Annotated in this window: 14 protein-coding genes; 3 read left to right on the top strand and 11 right to left on the bottom strand. The window is 60.4% G+C overall.

Translation table 11 applies throughout. From position 1 onward, the window contains the following. Positions 1-8: 8 nt before the first annotated feature. Genes PPGU16_RS37650 through PPGU16_RS37635 form a run of 3 tightly spaced genes read left to right on the top strand, consistent with a single transcriptional unit; the run spans position 9 to position 2,909 of the window. Positions 9-812 (top strand): DUF4123 domain-containing protein, encoded by an 804-nt coding sequence (locus tag PPGU16_RS37650; RefSeq protein WP_180725888.1) that lies wholly within the window; start codon positions 9-11, stop codon positions 810-812. A gap of 47 nt (positions 813-859) precedes the next feature. After that, on the top strand, positions 860-1,306 hold the full coding sequence (locus PPGU16_RS37645) for a DUF3304 domain-containing protein (protein WP_180725887.1): 447 nt from the start codon (positions 860-862) through the stop codon (positions 1,304-1,306). Positions 1,307-1,316: 10 nt separating this feature from the next. Beyond that, positions 1,317-2,909 carry a T6SS phospholipase effector Tle1-like catalytic domain-containing protein gene (locus PPGU16_RS37635; RefSeq protein ID WP_243460693.1) on the top strand — a complete coding sequence of 531 codons (1,593 nt, stop codon included), beginning with the start codon at positions 1,317-1,319 and terminating at the stop codon, positions 2,907-2,909. A gap of 273 nt (positions 2,910-3,182) precedes the next feature. Here PPGU16_RS37635 and PPGU16_RS37630 read toward each other — a convergent pair whose 3' ends face one another. The 11 genes from PPGU16_RS37630 to PPGU16_RS37580 form a co-directional block, all read right to left on the bottom strand. Continuing rightward, positions 3,183-4,520 (bottom strand): MFS transporter, encoded by a 1,338-nt coding sequence (locus PPGU16_RS37630; protein ID WP_180725886.1) that lies wholly within the window; start codon positions 4,518-4,520, stop codon positions 3,183-3,185. A gap of 40 nt (positions 4,521-4,560) precedes the next feature. Next, positions 4,561-5,685, bottom strand: coding sequence for a dihydrodipicolinate synthase family protein (locus tag PPGU16_RS37625; protein ID WP_243460692.1), 1,125 nt, complete (start codon positions 5,683-5,685; stop codon positions 4,561-4,563). Further along, positions 5,636-7,360 (bottom strand): GMC family oxidoreductase, encoded by a 1,725-nt coding sequence (locus PPGU16_RS37620; RefSeq protein ID WP_180725884.1) that lies wholly within the window; start codon positions 7,358-7,360, stop codon positions 5,636-5,638. Before PPGU16_RS37620 ends, PPGU16_RS37625 begins: the two co-directional genes overlap by 50 nt. A 10-nt stretch (positions 7,361-7,370) precedes the next feature. Beyond that, on the bottom strand, positions 7,371-8,150 hold the full coding sequence (locus PPGU16_RS37615; RefSeq protein ID WP_180725883.1) for a 3-ketoacyl-ACP reductase: 780 nt from the start codon (positions 8,148-8,150) through the stop codon (positions 7,371-7,373). A gap of 30 nt (positions 8,151-8,180) precedes the next feature. After that, positions 8,181-9,287: an ABC transporter ATP-binding protein gene (locus tag PPGU16_RS37610; protein WP_180725882.1), complete on the bottom strand. Its 1,107-nt coding sequence runs from the start codon at positions 9,285-9,287 to the stop codon at positions 8,181-8,183. Between the two features lie 3 nt (positions 9,288-9,290). After that, entirely contained in the window at positions 9,291-10,184 is an 894-nt protein-coding gene (locus PPGU16_RS37605) for a carbohydrate ABC transporter permease (protein ID WP_243460691.1), read from the bottom strand. Between the two features lie 85 nt (positions 10,185-10,269). Further along, positions 10,270-11,244 carry a carbohydrate ABC transporter permease gene (locus tag PPGU16_RS37600; protein WP_131241999.1) on the bottom strand — a complete coding sequence of 325 codons (975 nt, stop codon included), beginning with the start codon at positions 11,242-11,244 and terminating at the stop codon, positions 10,270-10,272. Positions 11,245-11,322: 78 nt separating this feature from the next. Continuing rightward, the gene (locus PPGU16_RS37595) at positions 11,323-12,579 is read right to left on the bottom strand and encodes an ABC transporter substrate-binding protein (protein ID WP_180725881.1); all 1,257 of its coding nucleotides are present in this window, start codon (positions 12,577-12,579) and stop codon (positions 11,323-11,325) included. An 88-nt stretch (positions 12,580-12,667) separates the two neighbouring features. Next, positions 12,668-14,209: an aldehyde dehydrogenase family protein gene (locus PPGU16_RS37590; RefSeq protein WP_180725880.1), complete on the bottom strand. Its 1,542-nt coding sequence runs from the start codon at positions 14,207-14,209 to the stop codon at positions 12,668-12,670. Between the two features lies 1 nt (position 14,210). Then, positions 14,211-14,993, bottom strand: a complete 783-nt coding sequence (locus tag PPGU16_RS37585) for an enoyl-CoA hydratase/isomerase family protein (protein ID WP_180725879.1) — start codon at positions 14,991-14,993, stop codon at positions 14,211-14,213. Beyond that, complete coding sequence (locus tag PPGU16_RS37580; protein ID WP_180725878.1) at positions 14,986-16,578, bottom strand: acyl CoA:acetate/3-ketoacid CoA transferase; 1,593 nt, start codon at positions 16,576-16,578, stop codon at positions 14,986-14,988. Before PPGU16_RS37580 ends, PPGU16_RS37585 begins: the two co-directional genes overlap by 8 nt. Positions 16,579-16,593: the final 15 nt, after the last annotated feature.

Below are 16,593 nucleotides of genomic sequence, written 5' to 3'. Positions count from 1 at the left end.
GTTCAAACGTGTCCGTCAACGAGTCTATGGCGCCCGGAGCGCTGGAGCAGGAAATCGCCGGATTCCATGCACACGCCGCTGGACGGGCGCTTTATGCCTTGGTATATGGCGTCGCCTATCCAACGCTTTTCTCTGTGTTATCGGGGAAAGCGCTCGATTTTCCGGCGACCCCGAACATCGAGCTGGTGTTCGACGCGCCGGATGACATCGGCGCACGGCAATTCGGGCCATTTGTCATCGCAATCCACTCGCCGCAGTCCGATGTAGTGCGCCTGCTTTGCGAGAAATGTGTCGAGGATCCACGCGGGTTATCGTTCATCGTGTCACCGCTTTCGCTTCAACGCCTGACCGACGCGATCCGGATTAGACTGGATGCCAGATGCGACGACGGAACTGAATGGCAGGTCAAACTGTTCGACACACGCGTGATTCCCGTATTGGTAAAAGCATTGACGGAATACCAATTGAAGTCGTATCTCGCGATGTTGGACGAATGGTGGTATCTGGATCGCAAGGGTTCGCTTCAGAAAGTGATCCGCGAGTTTCAGGCTGACGCGCCGTATCTCGCGCCACTGAAGTTGAACGATCGACAGGTAAGCGTCTTTACCGACGCGGGGATCGTCGATTCAATCTTATATATGTTGGCGCAGACGGACGACGATTTGCTGGCAATGATCGATGAATCGATGCGCTACGACCTTGTAGCCGACGCGCTGAATGGGGCGAGCGATCAGGAAAGGAACAGTTCTTTGCTGCTCGCCGACCGTGCACGTTGCGCGCTGATCGCATTTTGTGAGGACAAACTCGAGTGATGCGTTTGAGAAATCTGCTCAAGGTCGGAATTCTTGTCGGAGTCGGTATGGTGGGATCTTCAAGTTTGACGGGTTGCACGAAAGAGCCGTATCAGCTCGAACTGGTCGGTTACGACTACACGGATCGGGCATTGCTGGACTTCGCGGTCAACGGCATATCGGGTGGCAACGTCTTTTTGAGTACAAAGACATCGGGTGGCGGCAAATACGCCTGCTGTGTGCTGCTCGATCGTTCGACGAAAACGCCGTTTACGATCGACGTCGACTACATGCGCGAAGCACTCGTGGCCTATCCGTCGGACAAAATTGTCGAACCCGCCGACAAAGATCATCTGAAGGCGCACGTCGAAGTCAAAGGGCCTATTCCGGAGAAGCCTGCATATCTCGAAGTGCACTTCTATCCGGATGGACATATCGAAGGCGCGATTTCAGGGGACGACGGCCCTTCGCCGCCGCGTTTGAAGCTCGAACGCCGTTTGCCTTACGTTCGCTGACGGGGTAGACATGCTCGACGATACCCAGCTTCCGCCATTGGCAGGATTACGCCCGTTGTCGCTCGAAGAGCGCAGGCAACGGGCGGCCGCAATCGCTTGCCTTGACCCGTCGAAAAAGCCCGGAACGCCTGACTGTTCCCAGACGGTATGGGTCTCGGTGTTCTTTGATGGAACGGGCAACAACCGCTTCAACGACACACCGAAACTCAAGCACAGCAACGTCGCGCGGCTCTTCCTGACACATCCGGAAAGCGATGACGAGTTGGGCAAGTACGCCATCTATGTTCCCGGACTCGGTACGCCGTATCCGGAAATCGGCGAGCATGACTACAGCACGATGGGGCTTGGCGTGGCGTCGGGCGGCGACGCGCGGCTCGTGAAAGCTCGCGCTGATTTCGACAAACTGGTGGCGAAAGCCAAAGCACGCGCAAAGAATCCGTCACAGCCGATACGAATGATCAATCTGGCGCTGTTCGGCTTTTCGCGCGGTGCGGCACTTGCACGGGCTTTCGCGATTCGAATTGCGAAAGACTGTCGCCAGGGTGCCGGCGGCTGGACGTATCAAGGGCATCCCATTCGCCTCTATTTCATGGGACTGTTCGACACCGTCGCTTCGGCCGGCGTGCCCGCAAGCGCCAAAACGTATGATCACAGTCCTCTTGTCAGGATTGGCACCTATGTCATTTCGCCGTTGGCAGGTATCGGATTGTCCGTCACGAGCAAGGACGGCCACTACGAGTGGGCGAAGGATCTGCGCATACCGGCGATGGTGGAGCAGTGCGTTCACTACATCGCCGCACATGAAGTCAGAGACTCGTTTCCGCTCGATTCCGTGCGTGACGGAAAGCACTATCCGGCCAATGTTCACGAAGTCATCTATCCGGGTGTGCATTCGGACGTCGGCGGCGGATACGCGCCGGGCGAGCAGACGCGCGCCTTGAAGGACGAAGACAAACTCAGCCAGGTGCCGCTGCTTCATATGTATCGCGCGGCAAGAGCGGCGGGCGTACCGCTGTCCGCGCTTGACATTCTGGGTCCGGGTATCAAGGGGGCGTTCGCCGTTTCGTCAAAGACAGCCGCGCTCTTCGACTCGTACATGAGCCGCGCGAAGGCAAGCGGCCCCGTTGAGAAAGCGACGTCGGATCATCTCTTTCAGATGTATATCGCGCGCAGCTATCTGTCGAAGCTCACGAACGACGAGAAAGCCCAGGCGCGGGTTGCGGCAGCCGAACAGGTACTGACCGAGACCCACAATAACGACCTCGTGCCGAACGTCAGGAAGGAACTCGCCATTATCACGGCGGATGGCAACGCTGTGAATGAGGCGACTGCTTCCGCCGAGACCAAACGGCTCGACGGCGGCAAACTCAGCTTGCGGGAAGAGACGCTTGCAAGGGCATATGAGGATGTCTCGCTGATTGTCGGCGAGGCGGAACAGCGCGACCGTTTGCTCGACTTCTTCGACTATCTGGTCCACGATTCCGTCGCGGGTTTCGCGAAAGATTTTTCCAAATTGCAGAATTGGCGGATGGTGTATTTCGGTCAGGTTGCGTACGAGCCGGCAAACGACTGGAGTCTGTCAGGACCTGCATCGCCGCTTTGAAGCCATGTAGCACAGGCCTCGTCGCCGCCTGCAGCACAAACCATAAAAGGACTGTTCTTCGCCGCACTAGCAGCGACCAGTACCCAAAGCCTCGTATTGTATGACTTTGCATACCGTTCAGAGTCAGGTTAGTCTGCTTACGTTCCTAGCCTGTGACAGCGGCTTGCACTTCTGCCAGTTGTTGAATGAGTCGTTCCGGCCACAAGGAGACACTCCCTGAACTTCAACGAGCGTCTCCTGCGAAACGGTAACCGGCCGTTCGACGTTCGCGAACTATTGTCGAAGACTGATCCCCTGAGTCTCCGGTGCAAAAAGTGTTGCGATGAAGCTGATACCTGCTAACACAGCGATGTAGGTAGAAATCGGCCAGTACGCACCTTGTGCCCACGCGAGCAACGCAGCCGCTATAAAGGGCGCGATGCCTCCGGACGCGACGGCAGCGAACTCCTTGCTGACCGCGATGCCCGTGTATCGATAGCGCGCATTGAACAGTTCAGGAAAATACGCGCCCTGAATCCCATACATCCCGAACACGCCGACACCGATCGCGACAGCCATGCTGATCACGATCAGCACGGGGTCCTTCGTGGTGAACAGCCAGAAGGCAGGAAATGCCCAAAGGCAGGTGAACAGCGCAACGAGCCGATACATCAGCCGCCGGCCGAAGCGATCGGACAGCCAGCCCATCATCGGAATGGTGAACACCGCGAGCGCTGCAGCGATCGTGAGACCGATCGTACCAACCGACTTGTCGACCAGCAGCACCTTGGTCAGATAGCTGAGCGCGAATACCTGATACAGGTACGAAGAGCCGTTTTCGCCGACGCGCAGGCAGAACGCGACCAGCAGCGTGCCGCGTGCCTCCGACATTAGATCGCGCACCGGCTGTTTGCTCGCATGCCCCGACTTCCTGATCTCTTCGAACACAGGACTTTCCTTCACGCGCATCCGGATCACGATACCGGCAACGATGACGAACACGCTGAACAGAAACGGCACCCGCCAGCCATAGCTGAGAAATTCGTCCTTCGGCAGCCGCTGGACGAGCGTGAAGATGCCGTTCGCGAGCAGAATGCCGATGATGCAGCCAGCAAAAGGCAGTGCCGCATAGAAGCCACGCCGGGCGGGTGGCGCGAACTCCGACACGATCAACGAAGCGCCCGCCTGTTCCGCGCCCGCGCCGAAACCCTGGAGCAGACGCAATGCCACGAGCAATGCGGCCGCCCACACGCCGACCTGGTGCCACGTTGGCAACAGGCCGATGCAGAAGGTCGAGCCGCCCATCAGCAGCACGGTCGCAACCAGCACGCTCTTGCGACCATATTTGTCGCCGAGCCAGCCGAAGAACAGCCCGCCAAACGGCCGCGCGAAGAACCCCGCGGCGTACGCGCCGAAGATCGCGAGCAGTCCTGCGGCCTTGTCGAGTCCCGGAAAGAACAAATCCGAAAAGATGAGCGCTGAAGCGGTCCCGTAGATGCTGAAGTCGTACCACTCCATTGCGCTGCCGGCGACGCTTGCCGCGATGACGCGTCGAAGATCCTTGCCTGTCACATTCGCATCGGCATCGCTCACCGACGACGCTGAAACTGCGGAGGTTGCCTGTGTTGTCATGCTTCGTCTCCAATCGGGCTCGCGATGCGCGAACCGGTTTTCAGTTATCGATACCCGCAGCGAGACTCAGATACTCGCTCATGCGACGGCGAGCCAGTTCGGGGCGAGTCAATACGCCCGCGACGTCCGCCTTCCTGAACACCTCCGCGTAGTGCGCGACAGATCGCGCCGACTGCATGCCGCCTGCCATCGAGAAGTGCCGTTGATGTCCGTTGAGCCATGCGAGAAAAACGACGCCAGCCTTGTAATACTGCGTGGGCGCAACGAAGAGTTCGCGCGATAGCGCAACCGTGGGATCGATGATCTGGCGATATGCATCGGTCTCGCCAGCCGCGAGCTTCACCAATGCGCGCGATGCGACAGGCGCGATCGGGTCGAAGATGCCGAGTAGCGCATGCGAATGGCCGGTGCTGTCGCCCGCGATGAGTTCGCCGTAATTGTAGTCGTCACCGGTGAACATCACGACGCTCTCGGGCAGCCGCGATCTGAGCTGACGCTCATATTCCGCGTTGAGCAGCGAGATCTTGATGCCTTCGATCTTGTCCCGATGAAGCCGGATGATGTCGAGCACAGTCGCCATCGCTGTCGCGACGTCGCGGCTACCCCAGTAGCCGGAGAGCGAAGCATCGAACGCGTCGCCGAGCCAATGCAATACGACCTTGTTGCGTGACGCGGAGATCACGGCATCGTAGACGTGCTTGTAGTCGTCGGCGGACTGCGCTGCTGCGCACAAAGCGCGGCTCGCCATCATGATCGGCCGGCCGCCCGCTGATTCGATTACTTCGAACTGGTCCTTGTAGGCGCCGACAATGTCGGCAAGCGTATGGCTGCGCGTGCCGTCGAGATGATCGGTGCCCGCGCCGCACGCCAGGTCCGCGCCGGGGATGCTGCGCGCGTGCGCGATGCTGCGTCGGATCAGTTCAGCGGCGGTTGGCCAGCCGATGCCCATGCCGCGTTGCGCGGTATCCATCGCTTCGGCCACCTTGAATCCCAGGCCATACAGGTAGCTGCGAAATGCAAGCGTTGCGTCCCAGTCGACGGGCGGCGTATCGCCCCAAGGCTCGTACGCACGCGATGGATCGACGACGACATGCGCCGCCGCATACGCGACGCGGTTAAACGTCGGCGCGGTGGACGGCGGAACCTGGTCTTCCCGGTGCTGCATCGTGTACGGGCTGGTTGAACCTTCCGGCGTTGGCAGATTGATGTTCACGGAAACCTCTCGATGTCTGGGATTGAATGATCATGTCGGCGGCTTTTTCGGCGACCATGATCGTCGGTGCATTCGTGTTGCACGAAGGCAGATAGGGCATGACGGACGCGTCGACGACTCTCAGGCCATCCAGTCCGATAAGACGCAAGTCGGGTGTGACGACGCTGTCGGGATCGTCGGGCCGTCCCATGCGGCAGGTGCCGACGGGGTGGTGGTCCGTTTTTGCATTCGCGCATGCATAGTCGAACAGTTCCTGATCGGTATTCACGCGCGCTCCCGGCAGAACTTCGCTTTGCACATAACGCTTCATCGCTGGGGCGCGCAGGATGTCGCGCGCGAGCCGCAAGCCCTTGATCGCCATGTCGCGATCGTATGGATCGGCCCAGTAGTTCGGATCGAGCAGCGGTGCGGCAGCGGGGTTCGCGCTGGCAAGGCGCACCGTGCCGCGCGAGCGCGGGCGAAGATACGCGGTGTTCAGCGTAACGCCCGCATTGTTCAGCTTCGCCATGCCCGCTTCGATACCGGACCCGAGGCCGAGATGAAACTGGATATCGGGCGAGCGGTCCCGCGCGTCGCGATCCGCATACCAGAAGCCACCCGTTTCAAAGAGACTCGATGCAACCGGGCCTTTCTTCAGCAATAGGTATTGCAAACCGGCCCACGCGGCGTTGTGCAGCTTGTTGTACTTGTCGTAGGTGTGATCGCCCGTGCATTCGGCGATGACGAAGAGGTCGAGATGATCCTGCAGATTGGACCCGACGCCGCGAAGATCGTGGACAGGTTTGATGCCAACGGACGCCAGATGATCGGCGGGACCGATGCCCGATTGCATCAACAGCTTCGGCGACCCGATCGCACCCGACGACACGATCACTTCACGCGATGCGCGCACGATCTGCGGATCGCGGCTATCGCCTGTCACGTATTCGACGCCTGTCGCGCGGTTTCCCTCGACGATCACACGCAGCGTTCGCGCCTGCATCGAGACCGTCAGATTCGCACGTCCGAGCACCGGTCGGATAAAGCCCGCTGCCGTCGATGAACGCCGTGCATCCAGTTGCGTGAGTTGGTAATAGCCCAGCCCTTCCTGGCTCGCGCCATTGAAGTCCGGATTGAACGGAATACCGAGTTCCTGTCCAGCCTGAAAGAACGCCTCGCAGATCGGCAAGGGGCTAATCGGATTCGATACGCCGAGCGGGCCGCCATAACTGTGATACTCGTTCGCAAAGCGCTGGTTGTTTTCGGACTTCTTGAAGTACGGCAGCACATCGCGATAAGACCAACCCGTCGCGCCCGCTTTCTGTTCCCAATCGTCGTAATCGGCAGGGACTCCGCGCGTATAGATCTGCGCGTTGATCGACGAACCGCCGCCGATCACCTTCGCTTGCGTGAAGCGCAGCACGCGATTGTTCAGATGCTTCTGCGGCACGGTGAACCAGCCCCACGAACCGATGCCGCGCGTCATCTTCGCGAAGCCGGCAGGCATCGAGAAGAACGGATGGCGATCGGAACCGCCGGCTTCGAGCAGCAGGACCTTGATCGAGGGATCGGCGCTCAGGCGATTGGCCAGTACACAACCGGCCGAGCCGCCGCCCACGATCACGTAGTCATATGTCGTCGTTTTCATGTCAGTCGGCTCAGAATGCGGGGATGGACAGGCCGCCATCCACGTTGACCACGCTGCCCGTCGCGAAGGGCAGCAAGCCGCTGGCAAGCGTCGCGACCGCCTGGCCCACTTCGTCGCTTTCGCCCCAGCGGCCGGCGGGAACCAGGCCCTCGCGGAAACGCGCCTCGTATTTCTCCGCGACACCGGATGTCATCGGCGTGCGGATAATGCCGGGCCGTACTTCGAACACGCCGACATTTGCGCTCGCAAGGCGCAATGCGAACAGGCGCGTCATCATCGGCAGCGCGGATTTGGACAGGCAGTATTCGGCGCGCTCGGGCGATGCCATGTCCGCCGATACCGACGAAACCGTTACGATCGAACGGGCGGCCGTCGACGATGTCGCACACATGTGGCGAGCGACGACCTGCGTCGTAAAGAACGTGCCGCGCAGATTGACGCCGAGCACGGCATCGAATGCTTTCGGCGATACGTCGAGCAGGTCGCCGCGGCTAGGCGATCCGATGCCCGCGTTGTTGACGAGACATTCGAGACTTCCCTTGAAGCGCACGGCTTCTTCGACGACGCTTTCATGCGAAGCGACGTCGCTGAGATCGCTCTGAATGAAGAGCGCCTCCTGACCTTCGTCGCGTACGAGGCCGCAGGTCGTCGCGGCGTCCTGGTCGTCCACGACATCCGTCAGCACGATGTCGAAGCCGCGCCGCGCGAGCGCGACGCAGATCGACCGGCCGATGCCGCGTCGCGCGCCCGTTACCAGCGCGGTTGAACACTTTCCAGATATCTTGCTCATGGCTGCACCATCCGTCGTTGTGCTGTGTGCTCAGCGAATGCGTTCTTCCGTATCCGTGTCGAACAGCACGAGCTTCGACAGATCGACGCGCAGCTCGCACCGTTCGCCCGACGCGTGCGGCATGTCGGCGCCGAGTCGCGCGGAGACTTCCATGCCGCCGAGATCGAGCACGGCGAGCGTGTCGGGGCCCGTCGGTTCTAGCACGTTGATCGTGACGGGCACGGTACGCAGCGCCGACGTGGCACGCTCGTTTTCCACGCCGATCGCCTCAGGGCGCAGACCCGCAATCACCTTCTTGCCGATGTAGCGCTCGACTGCAGCCGATTGCGGCGGCAATGCAAGGTCGATAGCCTTCTGGCCTTCACCCACCAGCAGATGCAGTGCGCCATTCGCGCGCTCGATGCGTGCCGGAATCAGATTCATAGACGGCGAGCCCATGAACGTCGCGACGAACGTGTTGGCGGGCGTGTTGTAGACCTCGGCGGGCGTGCCGAGTTGTTGCAGCACGCCGCCCTTCATCACGGCGATACGCGTGGCGAGCGTCATCGCTTCGATCTGGTCATGTGTGACGTAGACGATGGTCGCGCCCAAACGCTGATGCAGCTTCTTGATCTCGGTACGCATATCGACGCGCAGTTTTGCATCGAGGTTCGACAGCGGTTCATCGAACAGGAAGATCTTTGGATGACGCACCAGCGCGCGTCCCATCGCTACACGCTGACGCTGTCCACCCGACAGCTGTCCTGGACGCCGGTCGAGCAGGTGCTCGATCTGCAGCAAACGGGCGGCGTCCTTCACGGCTTTCTCGCGTTCGGGCTTCGAGACCTTGCGCATCTCCAGACCGAAGCTGATGTTCTGCCCGACGGACATGTTCGGATACAACGCATAGCTCTGAAACACCATCGCGATGTCGCGCTCGCTCGGATGCAAGTCGTTGACCTTGTCGTTACCGATGCGGATCTCGCCGCCCGAGAGCGTGTCGAGTCCGGCGATCAGCGAAAGCAGCGTCGATTTTCCGCAGCCCGACGGTCCGACGAGAACGAGAAAATCGCCATCGTCGACATCGATGTTGATCTCCTTGAGGATTTCGGTGGCGCCGTAGGCTTTGCGAACGTTGGATACGTGCAGAGAAGACATGATTTACCCCTTGACCGAGCCGGCCATCAGACCGCGTACGAAGTAGCGCCCACCGATCACATAGACGAGCAGTGTCGGCAGCGCGGCGATCATGGCCGTGGCCATGTTGACGTTGTATTCCTTGACGCCCGTCGATGTATTGACGATGTTGTTCAGCGCGACCGTGATGGGCGCGGAACTGCCCGTCGTGAACGAAGCGCCGAACAGAAAGTCGTTCCAGATATTCGTGAATTGCCAGATCACAGTGACGGTGATGATGGGCACCGAGTTAGGAAGCAGGATGCGAAAGAAGATGCGAAAGAAACGCGCGCCATCGATCATTGCCGCTTTCACGAGTTCATCGGGAAATGCGATGTAGTAGTTGCGGAAGTAAAGCGTCGTGAAGCACAGGCCATATACGACATGTACGAACACGAGGCCGCTGATCGATTGCGCGAGACCGACCTTGCCGAGGAACGACGCCATCGGAATCAGCACGATCTGGAACGGGATGAAGCATCCGAACAGGATCAGGCCGAACAGCATGTTGTCGCCTTTGAAGCGCCATTTGGTCAGCACGTAGCCGTTCAATGCGCCGAGCAGGGTGGAGATCGCTACGGCAGAGAAGACCATCCGGAAGGAATTCCAGAAGAAGCCTTTTACGCCGGAGCATTCGAGCCCCACGCACGCCGATCCCCAGGCTTTTTCCCACGCTTCGAGCGTCCACTGATGAGGCAGCGCGAGGATATTGCCGGAATAAACTTCGGGCAACGGCTTGAACGATGTCAGCAGCATCACGAGCAGCGGTACGAGATAGACCACGGCTGCAATCGCCAGCATCGAATAAATGACGATCCGCGAGACGTAGTTATGCTTGCCCACCACCATCTGTGGTGAGTCCCATGTCTTGGTAGCCATCGTTGTCTCCTGTTGGCCAGAGTTGGTTCTTTGGAGCCTTACTCTGACCTCATGCAAATAGGTTGCTAAGGGGTATCGGTTGAGTTCAATGGCCGCCGCTCTTCCGGCGAGGTCTCATTTCGGAGTAGAGGTAGGGCACCATGATGGCCGCGACCGTGCACAGCATCATCACCGCGCTCGCCGCGCCCATGCCGAGTTCGTTGCGGGTGAAAGTGAACGAGTACATGAAGGTCGACGGCAGTTCGGTCGAGTAGCCGGGACCGGCGCCCGTCAATGCGATGACGAGTTCATAGCTCTTGACGGCGAGGTGCACGAGAATCACGAATGCCGATACGAACACGGGCCGCAGCTGCGGAATGATGACTCGTCGATAGATCGAAGGCATGCGCGCACCGTCGATCGAAGCGGCCTTGATCTGTTCCTGGTCGATGCCGCGCAGGCCGGCCAGAAACATCGCCATCACGAAGCCCGACGCCTGCCAGACAGCGGCGATGACGACGGTATAGATCGCCATGTCGTCGTTGATGATCCAGTCGAACTGGAAGCTCGTCCAACCCCAGTCATGGAACAGCTTGGTGAGTCCCAGGCCCGGATTGAGAATCCATTTCCATGCGGTGCCCGTGACGATGAACGAGAGCGCCATGGGATAAAGAAAGAGCGCACGCAATCCGCCTTCGGCGCGAATCCGTTGATCGAGCAGAATGGCGAGGCCGAGACCGATCGCCATGCACAGCACGACATAGAGTGATGCGTAGATGCCGAGGTTGCCGATCGCCACATGCCAGCGCGGATGCTCCCAGACGCGCCCATACTGAAGCAGACCGGCCCAGTGGAAGTTCGCAAAGGCGCGTGAGCGGGTGAACGAGAGCACCGTCGTCCACGCGATAAAGCCATAGACGAAGATCAACGTGATGATCAATGTCGGGCTGAGGACGATCTTGGGCAGAACCGCTTCGAAGCGGTTTCGGAACGTCGATCGCTTTCGTGTCGGGCTTTGACCCGAGCTGTTGTTCAGATCATCAAGCGTGGTCGCCGCATGGGCGCGATTGTGCAATAGCATGGCAACACCTACCGTCGGAGATGACGGGCCTCGCGGACAGCGGCGTTGGGTGCCGCATCCGCACAAGGACCATTTGGCTTACTGCGAGTTCTTTACTGCCGCGACGAGCGCTTTCACGGCATCCGCAGACGACTGGTTCGAATTGAAGAAGTGCGTGACGACGTCATACACGGCGTTCTTCGGACCGTCGGGCATCGCGTGTCCGTGCGCGAAGCTGCCGACCATCGAGTCCGTCTTGAGCGCTGCGCGCAGGTCGTTCATCGACTTCTTGCCGCACTCGTCGAAGCCGTCCTGTGGCACATCGAGCCGCGCAGGTATCGAGCCTTTGATCTGGTTGAATTTCGCCTGGACGCCCTTGTCCATGATGGTCGACGCAAACGCGTACTCGCCGGGGAGACTCGCGTCGCCCTTCTTGAAGCCCGCGAACTGGTCGGTGTTGAAGATGAACGCGCCATCTGTTCCGGGGTAGTTGAAGCAGAGATAGTCGACGTTCGGCTGTTTGCCTGCCGACGCAAACTCGCCCTTCGCCCAGTCGCCCATGATCTGCATGGCAGCCTTACCGTTGATGACCATCGATGTGGCGAGATTCCAGTCACGGCCCGGGAAGTTCGGATCGACCATGCCGCGCAACGCGCGCATCTGGTCAAAGGCTTTTTCCATTGTCTTCGAGCCGAGCGCGCTCGGGTCCAGCTTGACGAGCGCTTGCTGATAGAACTTCGGGCCGCCCGCCGACATCACCGCGCTATCGAAGATCGTCGCTTCCTGCCATGCCTGGCCGCCGTGCGCGAGCGGAATATAGCCGGCCTTGCGGATCTTGTCGGCGTCGGCGACGAGTTCATCGAAGGTCTTCGGCGGCGTGAGCTTCAACTGATCGAAGATCTTCTTGTTCGCCCAGATCCAGTTCGTGCGGTGTACGTCGACGGGTGCAGCAACCCAGTGACCATCGACTTTCGAAAATTTCTGGATCGGACCGGGCACGAGCTTGTCCCAGCCTTCCTTCGACGCGACAGGATCGAGGTTCTGCAGATAGTCCTCCTGCGCGTATTCGGGGATCGTGAAGCCGAGCATCTGGATTGCATCGGGCGGATTGCCCGATGCGACGCGCGCCTTCAGCACCGTGCGCGCCGCTTCGCCGCCGCCGCCCGCGATCGGGCTGTCTTTCCATGCATAGCCCTTGGTTTTGAGGCCGTCCTTCAGCACGGAAAGGGCCTTGGCTTCGCCGCCGGAAGTCCACCAGTGCATGACTTCCACGGTTTTCGTGTCAGCCGCATAAGCGGACAGCGTGTGGCAGGCAACGAGGCCGACTGCAATTGCAGCAATACGCTTCTTGTACATCTTTGTCTCCTTGATGACGCTCTCTTGGCGGGCTTTCTTGTGGACCCCACGGCGGGCATGCCGTGGCGCGATCTGGATGGATTCGTGGTCAGGCGGCGGGGCGCGGCAGCCACCAGTTCTTGCGCTCCCCGATGTGAAGCTGAATCGTCTTCGTCTCGGTGTAGTCTTCGACGGCCTGCTTGCCGAGTTCGCGTCCCACGCCGCTCGACTTGAAGCCTCCGAATGGCAGTTCGGGGTAACCGTCGAGGAAGGTGTTGACCCAAACCGTGCCCGCATCGACGCCGCGCGCAACGGTCAGGCAAGTGTTGATGTCGTTGCTCCAGACGGCGGCGGAGAGTCCGTAGGCGGTGTCGTTCGCGATATCGATCGCGTTCTGCGTGTCGGAGAAGGGGATGATCGTGAGCACGGGGCCGAAGATTTCTTCGCGGGCGATGCTCATGTCGGGCGTGACATCGCTGATAACGGTCGGCTCCAGATACAGGCCGTTCGCGTCATAGCGTTTGCCGCCCAGACGCAGGCGCGCGCCTGCCGCAACACCCTTGTCGATGTTGCCGAGAATCTCGACCAACTGGTTCTCGCTGACGATCGCGCCGATCTTGCACTCGGGATGCAGCGGATCGCCAACGGGTACTTGCCGTGCGCGCTCGACGACCGCCTGCGCAAAGCGCTCCGCAATCGATTTGTGTACGAGCACGCGGCTGCCGCTGTTGCAGCATTCGCCCGCGTTGAAGTACACGCCGAACACGACGGCATCGACCATCGCGTCCCAGTCGCAATCGGGGAAGACGATCTGCGGATTCTTGCCGCCGAGTTCGAGCGCGACCTTCTTCAGCTTCTTCGATGCGAGTCCGCCGAGCAAACTGCCGACGCGTGTTGAACCGGTGAATGACAGCATGTCGATTGCGTCGTGCTCCGCGAGCGGTTGGCCGACGGATGGACCTTTGCCCGTCACCACATTGACGACGCCCGCGGGTACGCCGGCCTGTTCGAGAATCTCCATCAGCATGACGGTGGTGCTCGACGTCAATTCGCTTGGCTTGACGACGCATGTGCAACCCGCCGCGAGTGCGAACGGCAGCTTCTGCGAAAGAATCCACAGCGGGAAATTCCACGGCGTGATGAGTCCGACAACGCCGATCGGTTGACGCAGCACGATGCCGAGCATGTCTTCGCCGAGCGTGTCGTAGGCATCGCCGCTCGTCGTGCGCGCAAGGCTCGCCGCGTATTGCCAGAGATCGATACAGCCGGAGACTTCGCCGCGTGCCTGCGCAAGTGGCTTGCCTGTTTCGAGCGATTCGAGCAGCGACATCTTGTCGACACGTGCCTTGATGCCGTCAGCGATCGCGAGAAGCACCCGTGCGCGTTCCGCGCCCTTGAGCTTCGGCCACGGACCTTGACGGAAGGCGAGATCGGCGGCCTTGATGGCTCGCTCGACGTCTGCGGGCGTCGCTTCAGGAAACGAACTGACAATGTGGCCATGCGCGGGACTGCGGCGCTCGAAGCGCTGTTTGTACGTGGATTCGGTCCACGCGCCGTCGATGTACATACGGCCGTTGAAGGCTTCATGTGCAGGGGTTTTATCGCTTGTCAAAAGCGCGGTTGCAGTGGGGATTGCGGTGTCGTACGTCATGTCATTGACCCTCGTATTGCGCCGGGCGCCGTTCGCGGAAACTGGCCATGCCTTCGCGGGCGTCGTGCGTCGATGCGGACAGCGCGCCCGCCATGGCTTCCAGGGTTGCGCCGGTCCCGAATCCCGAGGCGGCGTTGATCAGTTGCTTGGTCAGTTGCACCGAAACGGGTGCGAGCGTCGCGATCTTTTCAGCGATCGCGAGGGCTGCCGCAACGGACTCTTTAGGCGCGGAGATTTCATCGATCAGACCGATGCTGTATGCGCGTTGCGCGTCGATCCGCCGCGCGGTAAGCGCAAGCGATTTCACGTGGCTCGGACCAATCAGCGACACCAGCCGTTGCGTGCCGGACCACCCGGGGCAGGTCGCGATGCTCGCTTCGGGCAGCGCGAACGTGGCAGCAGGGTCCGCGACGCGCACATCGGCGACTGAGGCCAGTTCGAGGCCGCCGCCGAATGCGGGGCCGTTGATCGCCGCGACGACGGGCAGACGCAACGCCGCCCATCGGTCGAAAATGCGATGACCGCGCGAGACCCACACGCGCCACATGTCGAGCGGCGCGAGTGCCGACCACTGGTTGATGTCGGCTCCCACGCAGAATGCGCGTTCACCTGCGCCTGTCAGCACGACGGCGCGCACGCCTGCATCCGATTCGAGCTGTGCCGCTACAGCTTCGAGTTGATCGAGCATTTCCGGCGTCAACGCGTTGAGCTTGTAGGGACGATTGAGCGTGACGACGGCAACGGCGTTCGTCTTCTCGATCTGGATCAGTGGCTGATCAGCCATGACGCGCCTCCTTCAGCTTCAGACCGAACGGAGCGTCCGTGAAAATGGACACATCCATCGTCTTCAGGGCAGGGGAGACGCCCAACTCGATATCGCACTGATCGAGTACATCCCTTTGCAGATCGATGCCGGGCGCGATCTCGATCACTTCGAGGCCTTCGTCGCCGAGTTGGATCACGCAGCGTTCCGTGACGTACAGCGCTTGCTGATGGCGCAGTCTTCCCATGCGTCCGCTGAACGTCACGTGGTCCACATCGGCGATGAACTTCTTCTTGCCTTCCTTGACGATCTTCAGACGGCCATCGCCGACTTCGATCTTTGCGCCCGCCGTGAAATAGCCACTGAAGACCACCCGCTTCGCATGCGTCGTGATGTCGATGAAGCCGCCGCATCCGGCAGTGAGATACGGTTTGCTCGGTAGCTTCGACACGTTCACGTTGCCGAAGCGGTCCACTTGCAGGAACGACAGCAGCGATACATCGAAGCCACCGCCCTGGAAGTACACGAATTGCGAAGGTGAGGGCATGATTGCGTCGGCATTGCCCGAGCATCCGAAGGCGAAACCGAGCAACGGCACCCCGCCGACAGCGCCTTGTTCGATGACCCATGTCACGTCGTCGCGGTAGCCTTCTTCGAGCAGAACGCGCGGCACGTTTGCGGAAATACCGAAGCCCAGATTCACCGCATCGTTCTGCGCGAGTTCCATGGCCGCTCGCCGCGCGATGACCTTATCCGTGTGCCACTCGGCAAATGCGAATGCGCTTTCGGGCAGCTTTATTTCGCCGCTGATTTCCGGGTCGTATTCGATTTGCGTCGTTTGTTTCTGCTCGGGATCGACCACCACGTAGTCGACGAGATTGCAGGGAATATGCACCTGCTGCGTGTGCAGCGAACCGGCCTTCACGACGCGCTTGACTTGCGCGATCACGATGCCGCCGTTATTGCGCACGGCCAGCGCCTGATCGCGTCCGCCAAGCAGCGCGCCTTCATGTTCGAACGACAGGTTGCCGCGTTCATCGGCTGTCGTTGCGCGCACGATTGCAACGCGCGGCACGAAGTTTTTGTAGTGCAGCCACTCGTCGCCCGCAAACGTGATCTTTTCGACGATGGGATGTCCGGCAGCCTGCGTGTTCATCGCGCCGCCCTGGCGGTCGGGATCGACATACGTATCGAGGCCGACCTTGGTCAACACGCCGGGGCGTTTCGCCGCGACCTCGCGATGCATGTCGAACAGAACGCCGCTCGGCAGGTTGTAGGCGCGGATGTCGTTGTCGGTGATGAGATGCCAGATGTCGGGCATCGGCAGGCTCGATGGGCCGCTCGGAAACGACCCGGCGATGACGGTATGAATCAGCCCTTTCTTCGCGATGTGATCGATGCCCTTGATGCCGTACATATCGCCGGCGGCGATCGGATGCAGCATCGTCAGATTCCGCGGATGATCTTCCGCCTCGAAGCGGGCGCCGATAGCGGCGAGCATTGCATCGGGACAACCCAGACCGCTCGACGAACTGACGGTGACGACATCGTCATCGTTGATCAGGCTCGCCGCGTGGGCCAATGAAACAACCTTGCTGGAACGCACAGTCAATCTCCTCGA

It is taken from the genome of Paraburkholderia largidicola (genome assembly GCF_013426895.1).
Classification (GTDB): domain Bacteria; phylum Pseudomonadota; class Gammaproteobacteria; order Burkholderiales; family Burkholderiaceae; genus Paraburkholderia; species Paraburkholderia largidicola.
This window is presented reverse-complemented; position numbering and strand designations above follow the sequence as displayed.

What these genes read in the sequence shown, in the direction of transcription:
- PPGU16_RS37645 (WP_180725887.1), top strand. Translation starts at nt 860, where the DNA reads ATGGTGGGATCTTCAAGTTTGACGGGTTGCACGAAAGAGCCGTATCAG.
- PPGU16_RS37635 (WP_243460693.1), top strand. Translation starts at nt 1,317, where the DNA reads ATGCTCGACGATACCCAGCTTCCGCCATTGGCAGGATTACGCCCGTTG.
- PPGU16_RS37630 (WP_180725886.1), bottom strand. Translation starts at nt 4,520, where the DNA reads ATGACAACACAGGCAACCTCCGCAGTTTCAGCGTCGTCGGTGAGCGAT.
- PPGU16_RS37625 (WP_243460692.1), bottom strand. Translation starts at nt 5,685, where the DNA reads ATGCAGCACCGGGAAGACCAGGTTCCGCCGTCCACCGCGCCGACGTTT.
- PPGU16_RS37620 (WP_180725884.1), bottom strand. Translation starts at nt 7,360, where the DNA reads ATGAAAACGACGACATATGACTACGTGATCGTGGGCGGCGGCTCGGCC.
- PPGU16_RS37615 (WP_180725883.1), bottom strand. Translation starts at nt 8,150, where the DNA reads ATGAGCAAGATATCTGGAAAGTGTTCAACCGCGCTGGTAACGGGCGCG.
- PPGU16_RS37610 (WP_180725882.1), bottom strand. Translation starts at nt 9,287, where the DNA reads ATGTCTTCTCTGCACGTATCCAACGTTCGCAAAGCCTACGGCGCCACC.
- PPGU16_RS37605 (WP_243460691.1), bottom strand. Translation starts at nt 10,184, where the DNA reads ATGGCTACCAAGACATGGGACTCACCACAGATGGTGGTGGGCAAGCAT.
- PPGU16_RS37600 (WP_131241999.1), bottom strand. Translation starts at nt 11,244, where the DNA reads ATGCTATTGCACAATCGCGCCCATGCGGCGACCACGCTTGATGATCTG.
- PPGU16_RS37595 (WP_180725881.1), bottom strand. Translation starts at nt 12,579, where the DNA reads ATGTACAAGAAGCGTATTGCTGCAATTGCAGTCGGCCTCGTTGCCTGC.
- PPGU16_RS37590 (WP_180725880.1), bottom strand. Translation starts at nt 14,209, where the DNA reads ATGACGTACGACACCGCAATCCCCACTGCAACCGCGCTTTTGACAAGC.
- PPGU16_RS37585 (WP_180725879.1), bottom strand. Translation starts at nt 14,993, where the DNA reads ATGGCTGATCAGCCACTGATCCAGATCGAGAAGACGAACGCCGTTGCC.